General features: G+C 30.8%; 19 protein-coding genes and 1 tRNA gene. 5 read left to right on the top strand and 15 right to left on the bottom strand.

Annotation, left to right across the window (positions count from 1 at the left end):
• Positions 1–3: 3 nt before the first annotated feature.
• The 3 genes from LUU93_RS17060 (at position 4) to LUU93_RS17050 (ending at position 2,131) form a co-directional block, all read left to right on the top strand.
• A complete protein-coding gene (locus LUU93_RS17060; RefSeq protein ID WP_232682374.1) occupies positions 4–528 on the top strand; it encodes a hypothetical protein in 525 nt (174 codons plus the stop codon).
• Positions 529–998: 470 nt separating this feature from the next.
• The gene (locus LUU93_RS17055; protein WP_232682373.1) at positions 999–1,430 is read left to right on the top strand and encodes a hypothetical protein; all 432 of its coding nucleotides are present in this window, start codon (positions 999–1,001) and stop codon (positions 1,428–1,430) included.
• 380 nt (positions 1,431–1,810) lie between these two features.
• On the top strand, positions 1,811–2,131 hold the full coding sequence (locus LUU93_RS17050) for a hypothetical protein (RefSeq protein ID WP_232682372.1): 321 nt from the start codon (positions 1,811–1,813) through the stop codon (positions 2,129–2,131).
• Positions 2,132–2,188: 57 nt separating this feature from the next.
• Here the strand turns inward: LUU93_RS17050 and LUU93_RS17045 are convergent, their stop codons facing one another.
• The 11 genes from LUU93_RS17045 to LUU93_RS16995 all read right to left on the bottom strand — a co-directional run bounded on the left by LUU93_RS17045 (position 2,189) and on the right by LUU93_RS16995 (position 11,303).
• On the bottom strand, positions 2,189–3,163 hold the full coding sequence (locus LUU93_RS17045; RefSeq protein WP_232682371.1) for a polyprenyl synthetase family protein: 975 nt from the start codon (positions 3,161–3,163) through the stop codon (positions 2,189–2,191).
• A gap of 205 nt (positions 3,164–3,368) precedes the next feature.
• Complete coding sequence (locus tag LUU93_RS17040; protein ID WP_232682370.1) at positions 3,369–4,463, bottom strand: Ppx/GppA phosphatase family protein; 1,095 nt, start codon at positions 4,461–4,463, stop codon at positions 3,369–3,371.
• A gap of 157 nt (positions 4,464–4,620) precedes the next feature.
• Positions 4,621–4,693 (bottom strand) — tRNA-Met (locus LUU93_RS17035).
• A gap of 126 nt (positions 4,694–4,819) precedes the next feature.
• The gene (locus tag LUU93_RS17030; protein ID WP_232682369.1) at positions 4,820–5,344 is read right to left on the bottom strand and encodes a DUF4269 domain-containing protein; all 525 of its coding nucleotides are present in this window, start codon (positions 5,342–5,344) and stop codon (positions 4,820–4,822) included.
• A complete protein-coding gene (locus tag LUU93_RS17025; protein ID WP_232682368.1) occupies positions 5,345–6,856 on the bottom strand; it encodes an ArnT family glycosyltransferase in 1,512 nt (503 codons plus the stop codon).
• A 194-nt stretch (positions 6,857–7,050) separates the two neighbouring features.
• Positions 7,051–7,596, bottom strand: a complete 546-nt coding sequence (locus LUU93_RS17020; RefSeq protein ID WP_232682367.1) for a DUF4494 domain-containing protein — start codon at positions 7,594–7,596, stop codon at positions 7,051–7,053.
• A gap of 207 nt (positions 7,597–7,803) precedes the next feature.
• A complete protein-coding gene (locus LUU93_RS17015) occupies positions 7,804–8,565 on the bottom strand; it encodes a LytR/AlgR family response regulator transcription factor (RefSeq protein ID WP_232682366.1) in 762 nt (253 codons plus the stop codon).
• Entirely contained in the window at positions 8,546–9,439 is an 894-nt protein-coding gene (locus tag LUU93_RS17010) for a sensor histidine kinase (protein ID WP_232682365.1), read from the bottom strand. The genes LUU93_RS17015 and LUU93_RS17010 overlap by 20 nt, the downstream gene beginning before the upstream one ends.
• A 375-nt stretch (positions 9,440–9,814) precedes the next feature.
• Complete coding sequence (locus LUU93_RS17005; RefSeq protein WP_232682364.1) at positions 9,815–10,420, bottom strand: porin family protein; 606 nt, start codon at positions 10,418–10,420, stop codon at positions 9,815–9,817.
• 373 nt (positions 10,421–10,793) lie between these two features.
• Positions 10,794–11,021, bottom strand: coding sequence for a helix-turn-helix domain-containing protein (locus LUU93_RS17000; RefSeq protein ID WP_232682363.1), 228 nt, complete (start codon positions 11,019–11,021; stop codon positions 10,794–10,796).
• A 9-nt stretch (positions 11,022–11,030) separates the two neighbouring features.
• On the bottom strand, positions 11,031–11,303 hold the full coding sequence (locus LUU93_RS16995; RefSeq protein WP_232682362.1) for a helix-turn-helix transcriptional regulator: 273 nt from the start codon (positions 11,301–11,303) through the stop codon (positions 11,031–11,033).
• Positions 11,304–11,391: 88 nt separating this feature from the next.
• Here LUU93_RS16995 and LUU93_RS16990 point away from each other — a divergent pair, with 88 nt between their 5' ends.
• Both LUU93_RS16990 and LUU93_RS16985 read left to right on the top strand, forming a co-directional pair.
• The gene (locus LUU93_RS16990) at positions 11,392–11,733 is read left to right on the top strand and encodes a hypothetical protein (protein ID WP_232682361.1); all 342 of its coding nucleotides are present in this window, start codon (positions 11,392–11,394) and stop codon (positions 11,731–11,733) included.
• A 128-nt stretch (positions 11,734–11,861) separates the two neighbouring features.
• Entirely contained in the window at positions 11,862–12,818 is a 957-nt protein-coding gene (locus LUU93_RS16985; protein ID WP_232682360.1) for a homocysteine S-methyltransferase family protein, read from the top strand.
• Here LUU93_RS16985 and LUU93_RS16980 read toward each other — a convergent pair.
• From LUU93_RS16980 to LUU93_RS16965, 4 genes are all read right to left on the bottom strand, one after another.
• The gene (locus LUU93_RS16980) at positions 12,815–13,501 is read right to left on the bottom strand and encodes a cytidylyltransferase domain-containing protein (RefSeq protein ID WP_232682359.1); all 687 of its coding nucleotides are present in this window, start codon (positions 13,499–13,501) and stop codon (positions 12,815–12,817) included. The two genes, LUU93_RS16985 and LUU93_RS16980, sit on opposite strands and share 4 nt — an antisense overlap.
• A 344-nt stretch (positions 13,502–13,845) precedes the next feature.
• Entirely contained in the window at positions 13,846–15,150 is a 1,305-nt protein-coding gene (locus LUU93_RS16975; protein WP_232682358.1) for an ATP-binding protein, read from the bottom strand.
• Position 15,151: 1 nt separating this feature from the next.
• Entirely contained in the window at positions 15,152–15,973 is an 822-nt protein-coding gene (locus LUU93_RS16970) for a peptidoglycan-binding protein (protein ID WP_232682357.1), read from the bottom strand.
• Positions 15,974–16,065: 92 nt separating this feature from the next.
• Positions 16,066–17,253 (bottom strand): hypothetical protein, encoded by a 1,188-nt coding sequence (locus LUU93_RS16965; RefSeq protein WP_232682356.1) that lies wholly within the window; start codon positions 17,251–17,253, stop codon positions 16,066–16,068.
• Positions 17,254–17,264 lie beyond the last annotated feature (11 nt).

The following is a 17,264-nucleotide window of genomic DNA, read 5'->3' as shown; positions in this document are numbered from 1 at the left end:
AAAATGAAATATTATACATTATTACTTGTTTGCTTATTCGTAAGTTGTAATAGCAATAACGAAAACTATGAAAAGATTTTAAAATCTTTAGAAAAAAATTATGTTGTTTCTAATATGCCTAAAAAAGAGATTCTTCTATGTTGGAATATAGATTCTTTAAAGTTTATAAAAGATTCTATCGAATACAAAAAGACTGTAGAAGTTTTTTACAAACAAAAAAAGTCTTTTGTAGAGTATTTAATTGAAAATAAAGGAGACGGTAATAAATACAATAATTGGGTTACTACTAAACCTTTATGCTCATCAAATATGACTGAAAAAGATTTTGTAAGTAACTCTAAAGCAAGTATTGTTTTAATAGATAATCTTTTAGTGGGTAATCAAACTGATATTATTGTAAATGATTATATTGAAAAGATTAGTCGCGATAGCTTAAAAGAAATAATTCTAGATAATCGTAATGAAAATATTAAAGATTTAAAAAGAGAATATGTAAAATATTTAAATAGTATAAAAAAAATAAAGTAAAAGTTTTTAATTGAATATGGTAAAAACTATGTTTTCAATGCAATTTTAATAGCCCCCCGCTCCCCGAAGAGTTCAACTGAAAAGCTGCGCAAATGTCTCTGACTTTGCGCATTTTTTTGTTCTTAGAAATTATAAACGTCTCAAAAGTCTCCTGACTTTTTGAATTGACTTCTTGATAAGATTAAGTTGAGCCTAATTCTAGATTATTTTAAAGTCAGAGACTTTGAGACGTCTACGTTTTTTAAATATATTTGTTTGTAGTAGCGCAAAGTCAGAGACATTTGCCAGCGTGAATATGTGATTAGGGAACACTTTGCAGAGCAGGGAATTGGGGAGTTAGGCCAAGGTTATAAAACAATAGAAATATGAAAGAATTCAGTAATTTAAATGGTCAGACTAAAATATACATATGTTTTATGTTTGTGTTTCTTGTTTGTGCAACCTATTATATTTATAAAAATTACTATAGCATGAACAATCAGTTAAAAATTATTTTAATAATACTTAGTCTAGGATCAATTTTTCTAACTTATGACAGATTTGAAAAAAATATATCTCTAAATAAATTAAAGGCAAATTTTGCAATTACTAAAGGGAAAATTGAAAAAACCTTTATTTCAAATAAAACATCATTGAGAGGGGGCTCACCTCGCAATGATGTAACTTATTCTTATTCTGTTGATGGGGAACAATATACAATCAAAAATATAGAAAATGAATATATTATAATTCCAGATGTTAAGCCGAATGTTGACATAGATTATGTTGTTATTTATCAAAAAGATAATCCTAAGAATAGTATTTTGCTTTTGCAATACCCAATACTAAAGGATAAAGATTTTGAGAATTATGAAAAACTATTCGAGAAAACTATTCCCAAAAACACTTTCAAAAATAATTAATTAGAACAAACATGCCTCACTGGGTGTTCAAATAAAAAAATGTGCAAACGTCTTTGATTTTGCGCATTTTTCGTTATTTAGAAATTGTGTAAGTCTTAAAAGTCTCCCGACTTTTCTCTTTTAGCTCTGAAATATTTAAAATAATCCAAAGTCAGAGGCGATTAAATTACATGACTACTTGATTTATGTGTACTTTGCTGTTTAAGATTTTAAAACTTAAATAATTTAGTATACTCTATTTGAATTTTTTTCAGATTTTTTTTTCAGTTGAAAGTTAAATTTTGTAAAACAATCCATATTTTTTTATAGATTATCATACAAGATAACCACATTAAAGAAAAATATGTTCAAATTTGAATTATCTCAAAAAGGATAAATCAATGGAAACAAAAGAAACTAAAAATCTAGAGAATATTAAACAAATAGCTGAATTGTACTTCAATACTCTAAAACGTGTTAATGATGAAAAAGATATTTATACTGCTGAAATCAAATTCCTAAACTATTATGAGTTAGGTAGTGCTATTAAAAATATGCTGCAATTATGTATTTTGGCGGTGGATCATGAAACGCATAAAATTTCAGAAATAGGAAAAAATCAATCTATTAATGTAGGGCTTATTTTAGAATTAGTTTTGCAGCTTTTTCCTCTGGATGAATTGGAGTTTTTAGATGAAATTAATGAATTGAGAGCAACTTAATCCTAATATTTATTTTATATCTGAGGTTTTATTCTGATGAAAGATTTAATACTAAAACTAAACCCTTCTCTCCATTAAGCTCTCCGCAAAAGCCCTCAATATAGTTTTCTTATTTTCGTCTATATTAATCTTCTCTAAAATTTCAGAAGCAACAAAAGTATATTTTTTAATAGATTCCTGGGTAGCCGCTGGTACTCCGGATTTTAGAAATAATTCTGTTATGATTTCAATTTTTTTTGCATTGTCCTCAAGGCGAGCCGCATATAATTTCATTAATTGTTGTTTTTCGCTTTCAGATAGAATTTCAAGAGCTTTGAAATATAAATAGGTTTTTTTATTCGAAATAATATCGCCGCATAATCGTCTGCCAAAGGTTGGAGTGTCGCCAAAAAGATCAAGATAATCGTCTTGCAGCTGAAATGCCAGTCCAACATTAAGTCCGAAATCATAAATTAAATTGCAGTTTTCGGGAGAAGTTTGAGCAATAATAGCACCGATTTTCATGGATGTTGCTATGAGTGCTCCGGTTTTGTATTCAATCATTTTTAGGTATTCAGAAACCGTAACATCTTGTCGGGTTTCAAAATCAACATCCCATGTTTGTCCTTCGCAAACTTTTAGCGCCATCTTGTTAACTGCTTTGGTCAAAGCCATAGCAAGATTTGGTTCATAGTCTTGCAGATATTGATAAGTTTGAATAATCATGGCATCTCCGGCAAGAATAGCAATATTAGTATTCCATTTTTTGTGTACGGTTGGTTTTCCTCTTCGAATAGGGTCTTCGTCTATAATATCATCATGAACTAATGAAGAGTTATGAAAGACCTCTATTGCCAAAGCAGCTTGTAATGCTAATTTGTAGTCTGTACCAAAAATTTCTGTAGTAAGTAAAGTAAGAACAGGCCGTATTCGTTTTCCTCCCAATGACATTATATAGTTTATGGGTTCATAAAGATTTTTAGGTTCTTTATCAATAATTTGATTCTCTAAATAACTAATAAAAAAATCTGTATATTGAGCTATTGAATACATAAAATTATTAATTTTAAACAGCTAAAATACAGCTTTTTAGCTTTTAAATTAAGAAAAATTTTACAAATTATTTTATGTTCTAAACCTAATACAAATTTCCTGACTTTTTTATGATTTATTCTTGGGTAATTGAGATTCAACACCATGCAAAATAAAAAAGCTCCAGATTTCTCTGAAGCTTTATAAGAATGATAAAGGAGATATCTTAAAAATTAGTATTTACCTTTTTAGAACGATCTGCAATGTAAGAGATAAGCCAGGTTACTTGCCCTTCTTTTACAAAGTATATTTTCTTTGTTTCTAAATTAGGAACACCTTCCAAACAGGCAGTTAATATGTTATTTGCAGAAATTAAATATTCCTGGTTATAGGTACTCAAAACTCTGGCTGCTTCTTTATTAGTTTTAGCAAGGTTAGTGAATTTAACGAAGTTATTTTTCAGGATTGCATCGTAATTAAGAATGTCTTCCATGTTTAAAGAAATATAATGCTCTTTTACATTTTCATTATAATATAGAGTTGCAAAAGCCCAGACAGCTCCGCCTGATAAATATATTTTGTCTTTTTTTAATAAAAGGGGATTTTTGTCCAGCATTTCCTGTACCTTCTTACGCAGCACTGAGTTAAAATCAAAAGACTTTTCCTGATATGCCGACATATCATTAACCTGGGTTTGATTAACAACCGTCTTTTTCACCGCATCGGTAAGTGTCATTGTACCAAAATCAAGCTCTAAAGGTATAAACTCTAATTTATTATCTTCAAGTTCGTCAATGTATCCGCCTTTAGTAGTTTGTGCGCCAATATCAAGTAAAAAGGCATTAGAATAATCAACAGGAGGTATTGCACCTTTAACCAGTGTTTTAGCCTCTTCGTTAACATTAAGAATATCAAGATCTTTGTTGGTTAGTGTAGCAATTTTATTTTTTAAAAGATGGACGTTACGGGCAGATGAAAAAACGGGAGCAGCTACGATAAAAATATTTGTTTCAGGCATTTTATATTCGGCTCTTATTTTTACCAGTTGATCGGCTGCAATAGTGCTGGCTTTGTTAATATCGTCTTCAGTAAGTTCGCCGGTATTAGCAATATGTTCGGCAAAATTAATTCTCTCAGTCCAGAAAGAAAGAATTTTATAATCGGCTTTCTTGATATTACTTACATCCAGAACTGAAACTTTTATAGCTCTTCGGCCAATTTCAATTCCGGCATAAAGATTTTTTTGGGAAAATGAATTGATGGAAAAAAATAAACTTAAAAGAGTAAAAATAAGAATTTGGGGCTTGTTTTTTTTAAGCATTGGGTTTACGATTAAAATATAATTTTAAATAAATAATTAAGATAATTATTGCTTTTCAATGTATTAACATAAAGAAAAGCAATAAAAAAGCAGATTGTTTACAAAGTACTTTTTATATAAAGAAAAAAGCTCCAGATTTCTCTGGAGCTTTGCTTAGTAGCGGGAACAGGACTCGAACCTGTGACCTTCGGGTTATGAGCCCGACGAGCTGCCTACTGCTCTATCCCGCGTTGTTTCGGGTGCAAAGATACGCACTAAATACTGTTATGCAAAGAAATTATTGAAATATTTTTTGTTAACCATTATTTAGTGTAAGTATTTGATATGTAGTGCATTGTTGGTTTGTGTCTTTAGAATCACACTTTATATTCGAGTAATTCTAAATAGGGATTGGTTTTTAAACCTAGTAATTCGCCAAAAGCAGGTTCGGTTTTGTAACCATTTTGTTTGAGTTTTATGATTTCTAAACGAAATTTTTCGCCTTTAGATTCCAATATTTCATGTTCAACAATCATATGTTTGTATGCGTTTTGATTTTTGGATGGAATATTTTGTCCGAAAATTTCAATTTCAAAATCATCTATTTTAAAATTGGCGATTACAGATTCGCGCTGATCAATAATGGTTTCCCGAATTTTAAATTCAGTTTTATTTTCGAAAGATGAAGAAATTTTAAAAGCAAATTCAGCTTTGTTTCTCCAATAACAAATAATATCCAGATCGCTGTTTTCAATATCAATATTAATGGGAATTGTGCCAGCTAAAATTGGATCAAATTCAGAAAGAACTTCCATAACCTTATTTTGTTTTAAGGTTTCGTAAATCCGAATTTGTTTTGGATTTCCAGTTTTTAAATATTCAATATTGCCGAAATCGATCATTTATTTGGCGTATTTTTTTTCTTCCTTGATTTCCTGTTCGAGTCTTTTATTGATGTTGATTTTAGCATTTGTAAAAACAAAAATAGTAGTTCCATATTCTCTTGCATATTTATTTGTGATTTCTCCAGCAATAAAAGCAGTCTCAAAAAACGGACTTGTCTCTTTAAGTTCGTTACTGTTTTCTTCAAATTCTTTAACCCGAATTAGGTTTTTATAATAAAGTTCTAGGTTAAACCAGTTCACATAATCGGCATTAAAAGAAACCGCTTTAATTCCTTTTTTTGTATAATAATTTATAGCTCCGGCCTGACCGTAATTGTCACAAAGTACCAAAGTGTTTTCTGTTTTTGGAAATAGGGCATAAACCGAATCCGTTTTACGGGCAAGTTCTTTCCAGCCCAGCATATCGGCAAAATCCTGAGATAAATTGTGTTCTTTTCCATCTTCCCAGCGATGCATTTCCAGTTTTTCGGCTACTATTTTTTCGGGACTTTTATTTGGAAAAGCCAGATAATACATCGGAATAAAAAATAGTAAAGGAAGCGCAATAAATACAGGTTTTAAAAAACGTTTCCAGCCATTTTGTAAAACATCTGCAAGAAAAACTGAACCAAAAGCAATATAAATAGGGTACAAGCCAATTGCGTAATAGGCTTTGGCCTTAAAGTATAAAAAGACAATTAATGTAAAAACTATCGACGCAAAAAAGAACTTATATTTTTCGAATGGTTTATAAAAAAGTAAGGCATAAAAAGAGGAAAGAATGACAAAGAATGCGCCTATGAAAAATAGAATCTGCTCTTTGGCAAAATCTGCTCGATCTACATTTACCAATTGTGTTTCTGCCAGCTCTTTCATATGATATATAATTGGGAAATGATTATTGTACTGCCATAACAAATTTGGCAGAATTAATAATAATCCTAAAATCAAGGCGAAGTATAATTTTTTTTCTGCAAATATTTTTCTTTGTTTAGAAAGTATAATTGCCGGTAAAAGTCCAATTAAAAGAAATAAGATGTTGTATTTATTTAAAAAGCCAAAAGCAAAAACAACAGCGCCAATATAAAGCCACTTTGATTTTTCTGCAGCAACATATTGAATCAAAATATAATAAAATAATGTCCAGCACAAAACATCAAATGAATTGGGCTGATACAACATATTGATTCTTAGTAAAGCGGAAAATAAAATGCAAAGCGTACCTAAAACTAAAGCGTATAAATTACCTTTTAAAAATTCAATAGTTTTCCAGACAATTAAAAGGGTCAAAGCACCAAAAAAGGCAGGGAAGAACTTAACCCAGAAAACAGAATTTCCGAGTAATAAAATAATATAAGAAAACCACGAAGTTACCGGCGGAACAGATAAATAACCCCAAGCCAAATGATTTGCCTGATCGAGATGTAAATATTCATCGCGCTGCAAATCATATTCGGGACTTATTAAAACATATTGCAGGACAAACTTTAAAATAATAAACCCAATTAAAATAAGTGTTTTTTTATTCATAGAGTTTTTTGGTTTGGTTGTAAATGGTTTTGTATAACGAATATAGGGTTTATTTTGATTTGAAAATGCTTCTAAGTTTTACTGCCAAAAAATAAAAAAGCCCCAGATTTCTCTGAAGCTAATTTATTAAAATTTCAATATTGAGAATTAAAGTTCTTTTTTGGAATTTGGAATTTTTTGGAGTTTAAGAAAATTTATTCCTCGATGGTTTCAAATTCCATATGATCTATTATTTCTTCCTCTGCTTTTGCAGGTTTTGAAGCTTTAAGAGCGTTGAATCTTTCGAGCATTTCGGTTTCTTCTTCTTCACCACTGAAATATGGGAAAACATCCATAATTGTTGACTCTGAAATGGCTGGAATAGAATATTCTCCCATTGTATTTTTCATAACATGAATCGTATTGTCAAAAGCTTCTCTCACATCATTTGCCTGAACCAGCATATACATATTTGATTTTCTTTCTTTTCCGCTTTCTTCATCATAAGCAATCAAAGAAACTTTCGATTTAAACCAGCGGTCAGCATTTTCAAAAGGATGAATCTCGGCATAGTTTGCTACTTTAATATTGGTGATTTTAAATTCTTCACTAATATAAGCTGCCATTTCTTCATTAATTCTTTTTTCGGCTTCTGTATAAGATACCGCATCTACCAAATAAGGTTCTGTTAAAACTTTTTGGCCTCCAGTTTCATCGGTTTTTCTATACTTTACTTTGCATTCGTACCAAATTGCACTCATTTTTTCTATTTTTTAAGGATGTCAAAGATAGATTTTACAGGAAAATAAATTAGGATTTCGGGAAATAGATATTCACAATTTGTACCTGCTTTTTGTAAAGTATTGATTGATTTGAAACTAGAATTATAAATGATAAACAGCCGTTTACTTTTTTTCGACGATTTTATTATTCAGCTCTTCCACCTTTTTAACTTTTGTAATTTTACTCTAAACGGTAAGCCAGGCCAGCAGTCTGCTTCTTTTTTCTCTGCTTACAATAATATCTTTGTCAAATGAAAAGAGCAGATTAACTTTAAGTTTTCTTGGAAAATAATCTGTCACATCAATAATAGCGTTACGGTTTACTAAAAATTGTCTGTTCATTCTAAAGAATTTCTCTGCAGTCTTATGTTCCAGTTCTTCAAGACTTTCGCTCATAGAATAAACTTTTCCATTATGGCACCGCATATAGGTAATTTCATTTTCAAGATAAAACAAAGCTATTTTATCATGGGCAAATGGCAGCAGTCTGTCTCTGTATTTTACCATGATTGTAGTACTGCTGTTTTTATTCTTAGCCTTTAATGCTTCCATTGCAGCTTCGTATTTTTGAGCAATACTTCCGGCCATGATTTTCTGCATATTTTGAAATTTTAGCAGTGCTTTTCCCAAAGATTCCAGACTAAAAGGTTTCAGGATATATTCAATTCCGTTAACCCGAAATGCTTCCAGAGCATATTCATCAAAGGCCGTGCAAAAAATAACAGGAACATCTATGGTGATATCCTTTGCAATATCAAAGCTTAATCCGTCACCAAGCTGAATATCACTGAAGATAAGATCCGGCTGCGGATTTGCATTAAAATAATTTACAGCTTCTTTTACAGAGCTTAAAATACTTATAATCTCAATATTTGGATCTATTTGTTTAAGATTGCTGACAAGTTCTTCTGCAACTAGTATTTCATCCTCAATAATTACGATTTTCATGACTCATGATTTTAATGCTGACAGAAAAAGAAATTCCATCATTTTTAACTATAATTTCTTCACCAGACCATAGCAGATAACGTTCGGCTAAATTGCTTAATCCGCTTTTAGTAGATGTTTCTCCTGCATTTCTCAAGTTAATAACATTAAATACAGTTATATAAGAATCTCGCTGTTCAATTAAGATTTTCAATGGCATTTCTTTGGTAAATATATTATGCTTAATAGCATTTTCCAGCAATGGCTGAAGCGAAAAAGCAGGTATATAACCTTTTAACATTTCAGGATTTTCTATCTGCAGGTTCCATTCTAATGCATTATTGAAACGAATTTTCTGCATATTCAAGTAGTTTTTACAAATTTCCAATTCTTGTTCAAGTGTAGCAGCATGACTATTATTTAATGATACTGCCGAACGCAGAAAATCGGCTAACTGCAGCAGATACACTTCGCCCAAATTGGGGTCTTTTTTATATAAAGCTTTTAATGTATTTAAGGAATTAAATAAAAAATGAGGATGGATCTGCTGTTTTAATAAGAGATTCTCAGCCTGGGTACTGCGAAGTTGCAAGCGCGAATAATCAAGTTCTGTCTGGATTTTATTTTCTTTGAATATTACAAAATCATGAAGAAACAGTATAATTGTAGTCAATACTGTAGAAATAGCTATAAAAGCTGCTAAGAGTTTATAATTGTCTAAACGGGTGGGGATGTTAGCCAGAGAGGCAAAAATTGGCCACAATGTAAGATAGATTGTAATGCCCGAAATGTAACTTAGCGTATATCTGCAGCAATTAAATTTGAAAAGATTATCAGGAAACTTTTTAGCACTATACTTTAATATCCAGACTAATAAATTACTTGTGATAAGCATGTAGCAGGCAGTTTTAATAGCGAGAACAAAGAGAGCTGAAAGGATTTCCTCAAAAAGGAAAAGCAATAAAAAAGTAAACGGAAAAGCCAATCCTACAAGAAACATGTTAAGCCTTCGGATTTCTTTGGTGTTTTGAGGAGTTACTGATCTTTTTATATTTCTTATCATCTAAATATGCAGTACTAAAAAATCGAATTATTTTCTTGATTATAAAGATTCTATTTCTTTTAGGAAATATACAAATTTAATGATCTATTACTGTGATAAAGCAGGGAAGACCATATAATTTTATATTTAAAAAGCAGCTGCTGAATACTCTGAAGTATCAGAAGCTGCTGATTGTAAATAAAAGCAAGTGCGTAACTTTTATATCTGTTAAAAGATATAAAATAAGCTTACTTGTGTAGTATTATTTTGAAAATCACTATTTATGCCCGCTGTTTTTATTTTAGTAACATCGGTAAAAGAATGGTAATATCGGGCTCCAATTCCAAGTCCGTTTTGAAATTGATAACCAATACCGGCAGCAGCTCCGCCGTCAATTTTTTCAGCAAATTTCGTGTCAGAACTAATTCCCAGACTTGTAAAATCTTCGTCGACCAAGATTCCAATCTGCGGTCCTGCTTCAAAGTACAATCCGAAGTCTGTTTTGTATTTTAAAAGAATCGGAACAGTTACATACGAAAGCTTTATATCTTCACCATCCATAGTACCGCCTTTAATTTTTGCCCCTTGAGTTGAGTATAGAAACTCTTCCTGAACAGCAAAGTGATCATTGAATTTATACCCGACCAAAGCACCGGCATGAAACCCGGTCAAGCCTTCAGTATCAAAATCGGCATTTGTAAAATCACTGTAATTTGCTCCTGCTTTTACACCAAAATAAAGATGTTCCTGCAAGTTTTTAAAGAAACTTTGACTAAAGCCGCTTGCAGAGACAAGAAAAAGAGAACCAATGAATAATTTTTTTAAGATTTTCATAATTTAAATTTTATTATATATATACTATTGTTTTTTATACAGGCCAAAAGTATTACGGCTGTAATTAGTTCATGGAATATATTTGGGGGAGACGGACAAAATTGCGGTTGAAACGGTTTTTAGGAGATATTTATGCTTTCAAAATAGTTTGTTACAGCATTGTTATGTAAATGATATACTTCATAATGAGTATTTTAGTTATATCAACTTGAAAAGATTTTATTATTGAAGCTTTATGTAAAGTCGGAGACATTTGTGCGCGTGATTAAGGAACACTTTGCAGAGCTGGACAGATACCAAAATAAATAAAACATAAAAACAAGAAAACCATTCAATTCGAATGGTTTTCTTAAAGTTAGATAAAATCTTTAAATTATATTTTTTGGAATAATTCTGCTATTTCAACATTTAGAGCTTTACTGATACGAATAAGTTTGTCAATACCCATAATTTGTTTTCCTAACATATATCTCCTTAATGCTTCGATATCTAAATCTGAATCGTGCGCAACGTGTCTTACTTTAAGTTTTTTTTCTTTAATAATCTCTTTTATATTATTTCCGACAATTTTGACGGATTCTGGCACTTCAGTTTTTCTCATTTTCGAAATTTATTCATTTGAAAATGGAGGTAACTCAAAATTAAATAAATCGCTAAGCGGTACTTCTAATGCCCGAGCAATTTTAAATATTGTACTTACAGTAGGATTTATTTTTACGGTCTCAATTCTCGCAATTTGCGATAATGTTATTTCAGAACGATAAGCCAGTTCTTCTTGAGATAAACCTTTTTCAGCGCGTATTTCTTTTAGTCGCTTAGCCAGCAACTGTAAACCCTCTTTATCGAAGATTAATTTTCTTGGTTTAATATCATTCTTTTTCACTTATCAAAAAGAAGATATAAATAAGAAAAATATTATAGCACATATGCTATAATTTGTATATTTGCTCATATTTAAAAAATAAAAAATTATGGAAAAAAATGAAATGGATAATGAAGAGAAATTTAAAAAATTAATGCGTTATTATTTTAAAACCCTAAAATCGGCCAATAAAGAAAATGAACATTATGTTGCAGAGGTTAAGTTTTCAAGTTACTATGAGCTTGGATGTGTTATTAATGAGATGCTAAAACTATGTATTTTAGGCGTTGATCATGATGTGCATAAAATATCAGAAACTGATATCAGAAGAACTATTAATTTGTCTTTAATTTTAGAAGTTGTTCACCAGCTTTTTCCTTTGGATGCGTTTGAATTTTTAGATGAAATCGATGAAATGCTTCTTAAAAAAGTTCAAAATTTAAAAGAATAATACAACAGTTTTTCATTATTAAAAGAGAGTTTTCTTGGTTTCGAATAATTTTTTTATGCAATATCAAATTTTGTATATTTATATAGTTATTTATTTGATTATTAAATATTTATAATTATTTAAAAGATATGGAAAACAATAAAAAAACTTTGCCGAATGAAACGGATGAAATATTTTTAACAGACGGCGGACTCGAAACAACTTTGGTTTTTCTGGAAGGATTTGATCTTCCGTATTTCGCCGCTTTTGATTTATTAAAAAATAAGGAAGGATATAATGCCCTTAAAAATTATTACACCCGATATTTAAAAATTGCAAAAAAGTATCAAACCAATTTTATTTTAGAAACTCCCACCTGGCGTACAAATCCAGATTGGATTGAAAAGATTGGTCATCATAGAAATGAATTAGCTGCGCTGAATGAAAAAGCCGTTACGCTTTTAGCAGATTTAAAAACAGAGTTTGAAAATGATATAAATTCTATTTTGATAAGCGGCTGTATAGGTCCTTGCGGCGACGGTTATGTGCCTGAGAATTGTATGAGAATTGAAGAAGCACGGCAATATCACACAGCACAAATAGAAGCTTTTAGCCACACTTCTATAGATTTTGTTTCTGCTATTACGATGAATTATATTGAAGAAGTAATTGGCATTGTTAAAGCAGCAGAATCTTTTAATCTGCCTGTGGTTATTTCTTTTACGGTAGAAACAAATGGTAAACTGCCAACAGGAATGAGTTTAAAAGATGCTATTGAAAAAGTAGATCAAAGTGTAAATGTTCCTCCGATATATTATATGATTAATTGCGCACACCCAACACATTTTCTAAACGAACTAAACGCAAGTAAAAATGAAAATTGGGTAAAACGTATCAAAGCAATTCGTGCAAATGCTTCCTGTAAAAGCCACGCCGAATTAGACGAAGCCATAGAACTGGACAGAGGAGTGCCTAAAGAATTAGGAAAAGAATATAAAGTATTAAAAGATTCTTTCCCGCATTTGAATGTTTTTGGCGGATGCTGCGGAACTGATGAAGAGCATATTATTGAAATTGCCGATCAGTTGAAAAACAATGTAAATTAAACGCCGCTATGAAAAATAGCAGGAAATTTATCTTGGTTAGCAAAAACCAACTTCACTAATTCATAATTAGTGTCTGAATCCAGAAGCGTATTTTCAATTTCTTTTACTTCAAATGCCGAGACTGTTTTTCCAATCTTTTTTCCATGTTTACGGAAAGAAGTACGGGTAAAACCATGAAGAATTCCATTTTCGATTATTGAAAATTGAAATTCATCATTCATTTCTCTTTTTTCGAGATCATAATTTCTCAATTCATAACGCTGTATACTGAAAACCGAATCAAAATATTCTCCGGGAACAATATGATCCATATATTGTTTGATAAAACTATCTATGGTGTAATTTGTTACTAAAGGATTAAAACTTTGAAATTCGATAAAATGTTCACCCGAAATTTTCTCAAGGGTATGAGCCGTTATCAGATCTGATTTGATGTCTTCGCCAATTAATGATTCCGGTCGGTCAACTATTCTTAATCTGCCGTTCCATTTACAATACTCTTTAACTTCATCTGAATCGGTGTTAATTACGATACTTTCAAATTGAGTGAATTTCAGTAATTTTTCAATTATGTACTGATACATAGGTTTCCCATTAAATGGAAGAAAATTTCTATTAGGTAAAACATGCGAAGGATATTCTTTTTGTATTGGTAAAAGGGCAGTAAGATAGAAATTGCTCATAGTTTCTTTATAAGAGAATTAAAAATGACGATTATTTTGTAAAGCTAATTTATAAAGATAGGATAAACTGGGTTTAGGTAAAAATACTTGATTTGAAGCAAGCTGCCTAAAGAATAAAAATAGTAAATAATTGGTTGCATATTTATCTGCTGTGCCTTTAGACACTAAATATTGGTAGAAAACATGAATTGAAATAAATTTAGCGTGTCGCAGGTACGCAATAGTTATCATTTTGTTGCGTACCTATGGCACGCCAATGAATTTCGAACCTATATTGACTGCCAATATTTTGTATCTAACGGCGCATTTCAGCTCTTGATTCATATTACTTAATAATTAAAAATTTACATCATTTTTCCCTCTTTTGCATATTCTTTTTTAATTCCCTGAAGCAGGTGATTAAGGTTGATACTTTTATTTTTATCTTCTAAAGTTTTCAGACAGGCATATTGAATGATATTTACAATATTAGCGCCCGTAATATCATATTTTTTTGAAAGCTCATTAAGATTTACATCTTCAGCGATCTTAATTCCTTTAGGCAGGTTATTTTGCCATAGTTTTAAACGTTCGCTGGATGAAGGCACTTCAAACTCAATTATAGATTGAAATCTTCGGGTAAAAGCTGTATCAATATTTGTTTTAAAATTAGAGGCCAGAATAACCAATCCGGGATGATTTTCGATGCGCTGCAGCAAATACGAAACTTCCTGATTGGCGTATTTATCGTGTGCATCCCTAACATTTGTTCTTTTTCCGAAAACGGCATCGGCTTCATCAAAAAATAAAATCCAGTCTTTATCAGTCGCTTTATCAAAAAGTGAAGACAGATTTTTTTCGGTTTCGCCAATGTATTTCGAAATCACCATAGATAGATCAATTCTATAAACATCTCTTTGGGTATATTTTCCTAAAAGTGAGGCCGTAAGTGTTTTTCCCGTTCCCGGCGCGCCGTAAAACATAACCCTGAAACCGGGTTTTATTTTGGCTTTCATATTCCATTCGTGAAGTAAAATATCGTTGAATTTGAGCCAGGTTTCTATTTCCTTAATCTGATTTAAAGTAACAGAATTGAGAACCAAATCGTTCCAGTCTAATTGAGTTTCAATTAATTGCGCAGGGAAAATACTGCTAAGCTGTGGTTTTAGGATTTTTCCGGTAATGAATTTTTCGATGTATTCGTCTTCTAAAATCAGTAAACCGCTCAGTTTAGGCTCACCATTAGGAACCGATTCTATTTTAATGATTCTTTTATGGTAAAGAAGTGACTGATTGTGCAGATAATCATAAAATGAAATTCGGCTATCCAGATCATTTCCTGCAATTAAAAACTGAGCCGTTTCGCCCGTTGGTAAAATTCCGCGATGGTTCTTCGTTTTCATTCCTCCAAATTCAGGCAATTCACCTCCATTCGGTAAATACTCGGCAATAACCGAACTTAAAAAATCAGGTTTAAGGTGCGGTGCAAGAGCCAATCCCAATAAAAGAATATCGATTTCCGTTAAATTATTTTCGATGATGAATTCGTTGATAAAACCATTTGAATCGATTTGGTTCAAAACAGGTTTTTCCATTGGGTTTTCGACCTGAAAAAGATTGTCAAGCTGAAATACGAATTGGTTTTTTAGGTAAGTGAATACATTTTCCATTTTATACAACTAATGATTCGATTGAAAAAAAGTCAATTTTAGATTGTTTAAAGTTTCTGATTCTGTTCATTACAGCGTTTCCGTTATGAGAACCATCAGAATTGGTGTTACCTTCAAAAGTCTCAATTATATCGCCTTGAACTTTAGCTACAATTCCAGTATGAAACCAGTCATTTGTAGTTTTTTGAATCAAAAATATATCTCCGGGTTTTATTAAAGCCGGATTAGTTCTGGCCGTTTGAAAACGGGTCAATATTTTTTTCTGAAGACCGGTTGTACCAACAGTATCGCAGCTATAAGTTAACGGCATAAGGGTTTTAAAGTTTTTTCCCTGAACAGAAGCAGCTTGGTCAATAATGGCCTGAACAAATCCCATGCACCAAAACCAGTCGGTACCTTCATGGCCGTCCATATAACTTCGCACCCACGGTCCGGTATTGCTTTGACTGTTGATTACAAGTTCAAAAGGATGATTTTTAAGATGGTTTTGAGCTGCACTCAAAATCAATTCTCTCAAATTATTTCCAGATATGGGACTTGTAAAAGCTTTTTTAAGAGGAGATACAAGTATATCGAATACCTTTTGATCTACAATACCCGTTTGGGCTAAGTTATTTGCTTTTTGAAAATTAAGCACAGCTTTTTCTGTTGCTGGTCCAAAATCTCCATCGATACCCGTTGCCGTTCCCGAACTTGGATTTTGCATAGCAAACAAATTAAGCCAGGACTGAATTTTTTCAATATCTTTTTTGTTATTATTTGCTCCTTTTCTTTGTTGTGTTGCTTTAATGAGCAGTTCTTTTTGGTAGAATGTTTTTTGCATGATTAAAGTTTTTAGAAGTTATTATTTTGGTTGCCATCTTAATAATTGGCTACATTATATTTTCTGAAATGTTAATTTTTTAATTCCAGAATTTATTTAATATAATATTTCAACTCGTTAATGAAATCTTCTGGTACTAAATCATTGACAATAATTTGAAGAATAAAAAAGAAAGGAGAAAACCCTTTTGGAGTAAGCTTAGGAATTATAATCGAGCAATTGAAAATTCCTTTATTTGCTGACCATTGGCAATTGTATTCTTCAACGAAAGCATCCCCAATTAATACACCTAAACTTATTGTAAGCTTTTCCAATTTGTTTTTTAAAGCAGAATTTTCTTTTATAATTAAAGGTATACTTGTACAGATATCTTCAAATTTTGTTTGATTTTTGAATGGCGTTAGAATTTTATAATCAACTAAAGATTTTATTTTGTCAATTGATTTTTCATCATAGGTATTCCAGTTTATTTTGTTACTTTCTTTGTGATTGTATATATCGAAGTAGGGTAGTAAAATATGTTTGTATTCCTGAATTTTATTTTTAAGAATAATTTCATCTAAAGCCCAATCTAAATACACGTTTTTATTTTTGTCAAAAAATAAATTCTCAGGAAATACTTTAATAATATTATTTGCAATATCTCTTTTATCCTTACTAAGAATATTTTCAGTGAGGACAATAAACACCCCATCATTTATTGTTTTAGTAAATACAGATTTGATCGCTTTGCTTGATAAAAAGTTTTTTGGAATGAGTTTTTTCGTTAAAAAATTAAACCAATAAATGCCTGGTAATTGATTAATGTCATCAAAACCAACTTTTATAATAGTTTGTTTTCCATTACTATTAATTTCTTCTCTAATATTTGATTTATCAAATTCCTCTTGTATATCTCCTCCAATAAAAAAGATGTCATATTTATTAATAATTTGTTCAAAAAAATCAAATAAAGGATTTAATGCGGTATTGTTTTCAAATTTATTTTCAGATAGGAAAAGGGTCCAACGACTTATCCCTGTTACATTATTTTCTATTTTTAGAATAATTTTTTTGTCTTTTGTTCTAAAATAAATTTCTCCAAAAGCATGTATTGGATAATCTGATATTATCTTTTCAATGGCTTTAAAATTAGATTTTTCTATTTTTTTATTGCCGTCTTCAGTAGTGCCATAGTTCTCAAACAATGGAAACTTATTGTTGATAATAAAAGTTATTAAATCATTTACAGATTTTAAATTGTCAAAATGAAACGTAGTATATATATTAAAAACTATCATAATTTTAAATT

The sequence above is a fragment of the Flavobacterium soyae genome, from assembly GCF_021245985.1.
In the GTDB taxonomy this organism is placed as follows: domain Bacteria; phylum Bacteroidota; class Bacteroidia; order Flavobacteriales; family Flavobacteriaceae; genus Flavobacterium; species Flavobacterium soyae.
This window is presented reverse-complemented; position numbering and strand designations above follow the sequence as displayed.

Coding starts and splice junctions, on each gene's coding strand:
- LUU93_RS17015 (WP_232682366.1), bottom strand. CDS start 8,565: ATGAAAATCGTAATTATTGAGGATGAAATACTAGTTGCAGAAGAACTT.
- LUU93_RS16990 (WP_232682361.1), top strand. CDS start 11,392: ATGGAAAAAAATGAAATGGATAATGAAGAGAAATTTAAAAAATTAATG.
- LUU93_RS17045 (WP_232682371.1), bottom strand. CDS start 3,163: ATGTATTCAATAGCTCAATATACAGATTTTTTTATTAGTTATTTAGAG.
- LUU93_RS17040 (WP_232682370.1), bottom strand. CDS start 4,463: ATGCTTAAAAAAAACAAGCCCCAAATTCTTATTTTTACTCTTTTAAGT.
- LUU93_RS17050 (WP_232682372.1), top strand. CDS start 1,811: ATGGAAACAAAAGAAACTAAAAATCTAGAGAATATTAAACAAATAGCT.
- LUU93_RS16980 (WP_232682359.1), bottom strand. CDS start 13,501: ATGAGCAATTTCTATCTTACTGCCCTTTTACCAATACAAAAAGAATAT.
- LUU93_RS17000 (WP_232682363.1), bottom strand. CDS start 11,021: ATGAGAAAAACTGAAGTGCCAGAATCCGTCAAAATTGTCGGAAATAAT.
- LUU93_RS17005 (WP_232682364.1), bottom strand. CDS start 10,420: ATGAAAATCTTAAAAAAATTATTCATTGGTTCTCTTTTTCTTGTCTCT.
- LUU93_RS17025 (WP_232682368.1), bottom strand. CDS start 6,856: ATGAATAAAAAAACACTTATTTTAATTGGGTTTATTATTTTAAAGTTT.
- LUU93_RS16985 (WP_232682360.1), top strand. CDS start 11,862: ATGGAAAACAATAAAAAAACTTTGCCGAATGAAACGGATGAAATATTT.
- LUU93_RS17060 (WP_232682374.1), top strand. CDS start 4: ATGAAATATTATACATTATTACTTGTTTGCTTATTCGTAAGTTGTAAT.
- LUU93_RS17030 (WP_232682369.1), bottom strand. CDS start 5,344: ATGATCGATTTCGGCAATATTGAATATTTAAAAACTGGAAATCCAAAA.
- LUU93_RS17010 (WP_232682365.1), bottom strand. CDS start 9,439: ATGCTTATCACAAGTAATTTATTAGTCTGGATATTAAAGTATAGTGCT.
- LUU93_RS17055 (WP_232682373.1), top strand. CDS start 999: ATGAACAATCAGTTAAAAATTATTTTAATAATACTTAGTCTAGGATCA.
- LUU93_RS16970 (WP_232682357.1), bottom strand. CDS start 15,973: ATGCAAAAAACATTCTACCAAAAAGAACTGCTCATTAAAGCAACACAA.
- LUU93_RS16965 (WP_232682356.1), bottom strand. CDS start 17,253: ATGATAGTTTTTAATATATATACTACGTTTCATTTTGACAATTTAAAA.
- LUU93_RS17020 (WP_232682367.1), bottom strand. CDS start 7,596: ATGAGTGCAATTTGGTACGAATGCAAAGTAAAGTATAGAAAAACCGAT.
- LUU93_RS16975 (WP_232682358.1), bottom strand. CDS start 15,150: ATGGAAAATGTATTCACTTACCTAAAAAACCAATTCGTATTTCAGCTT.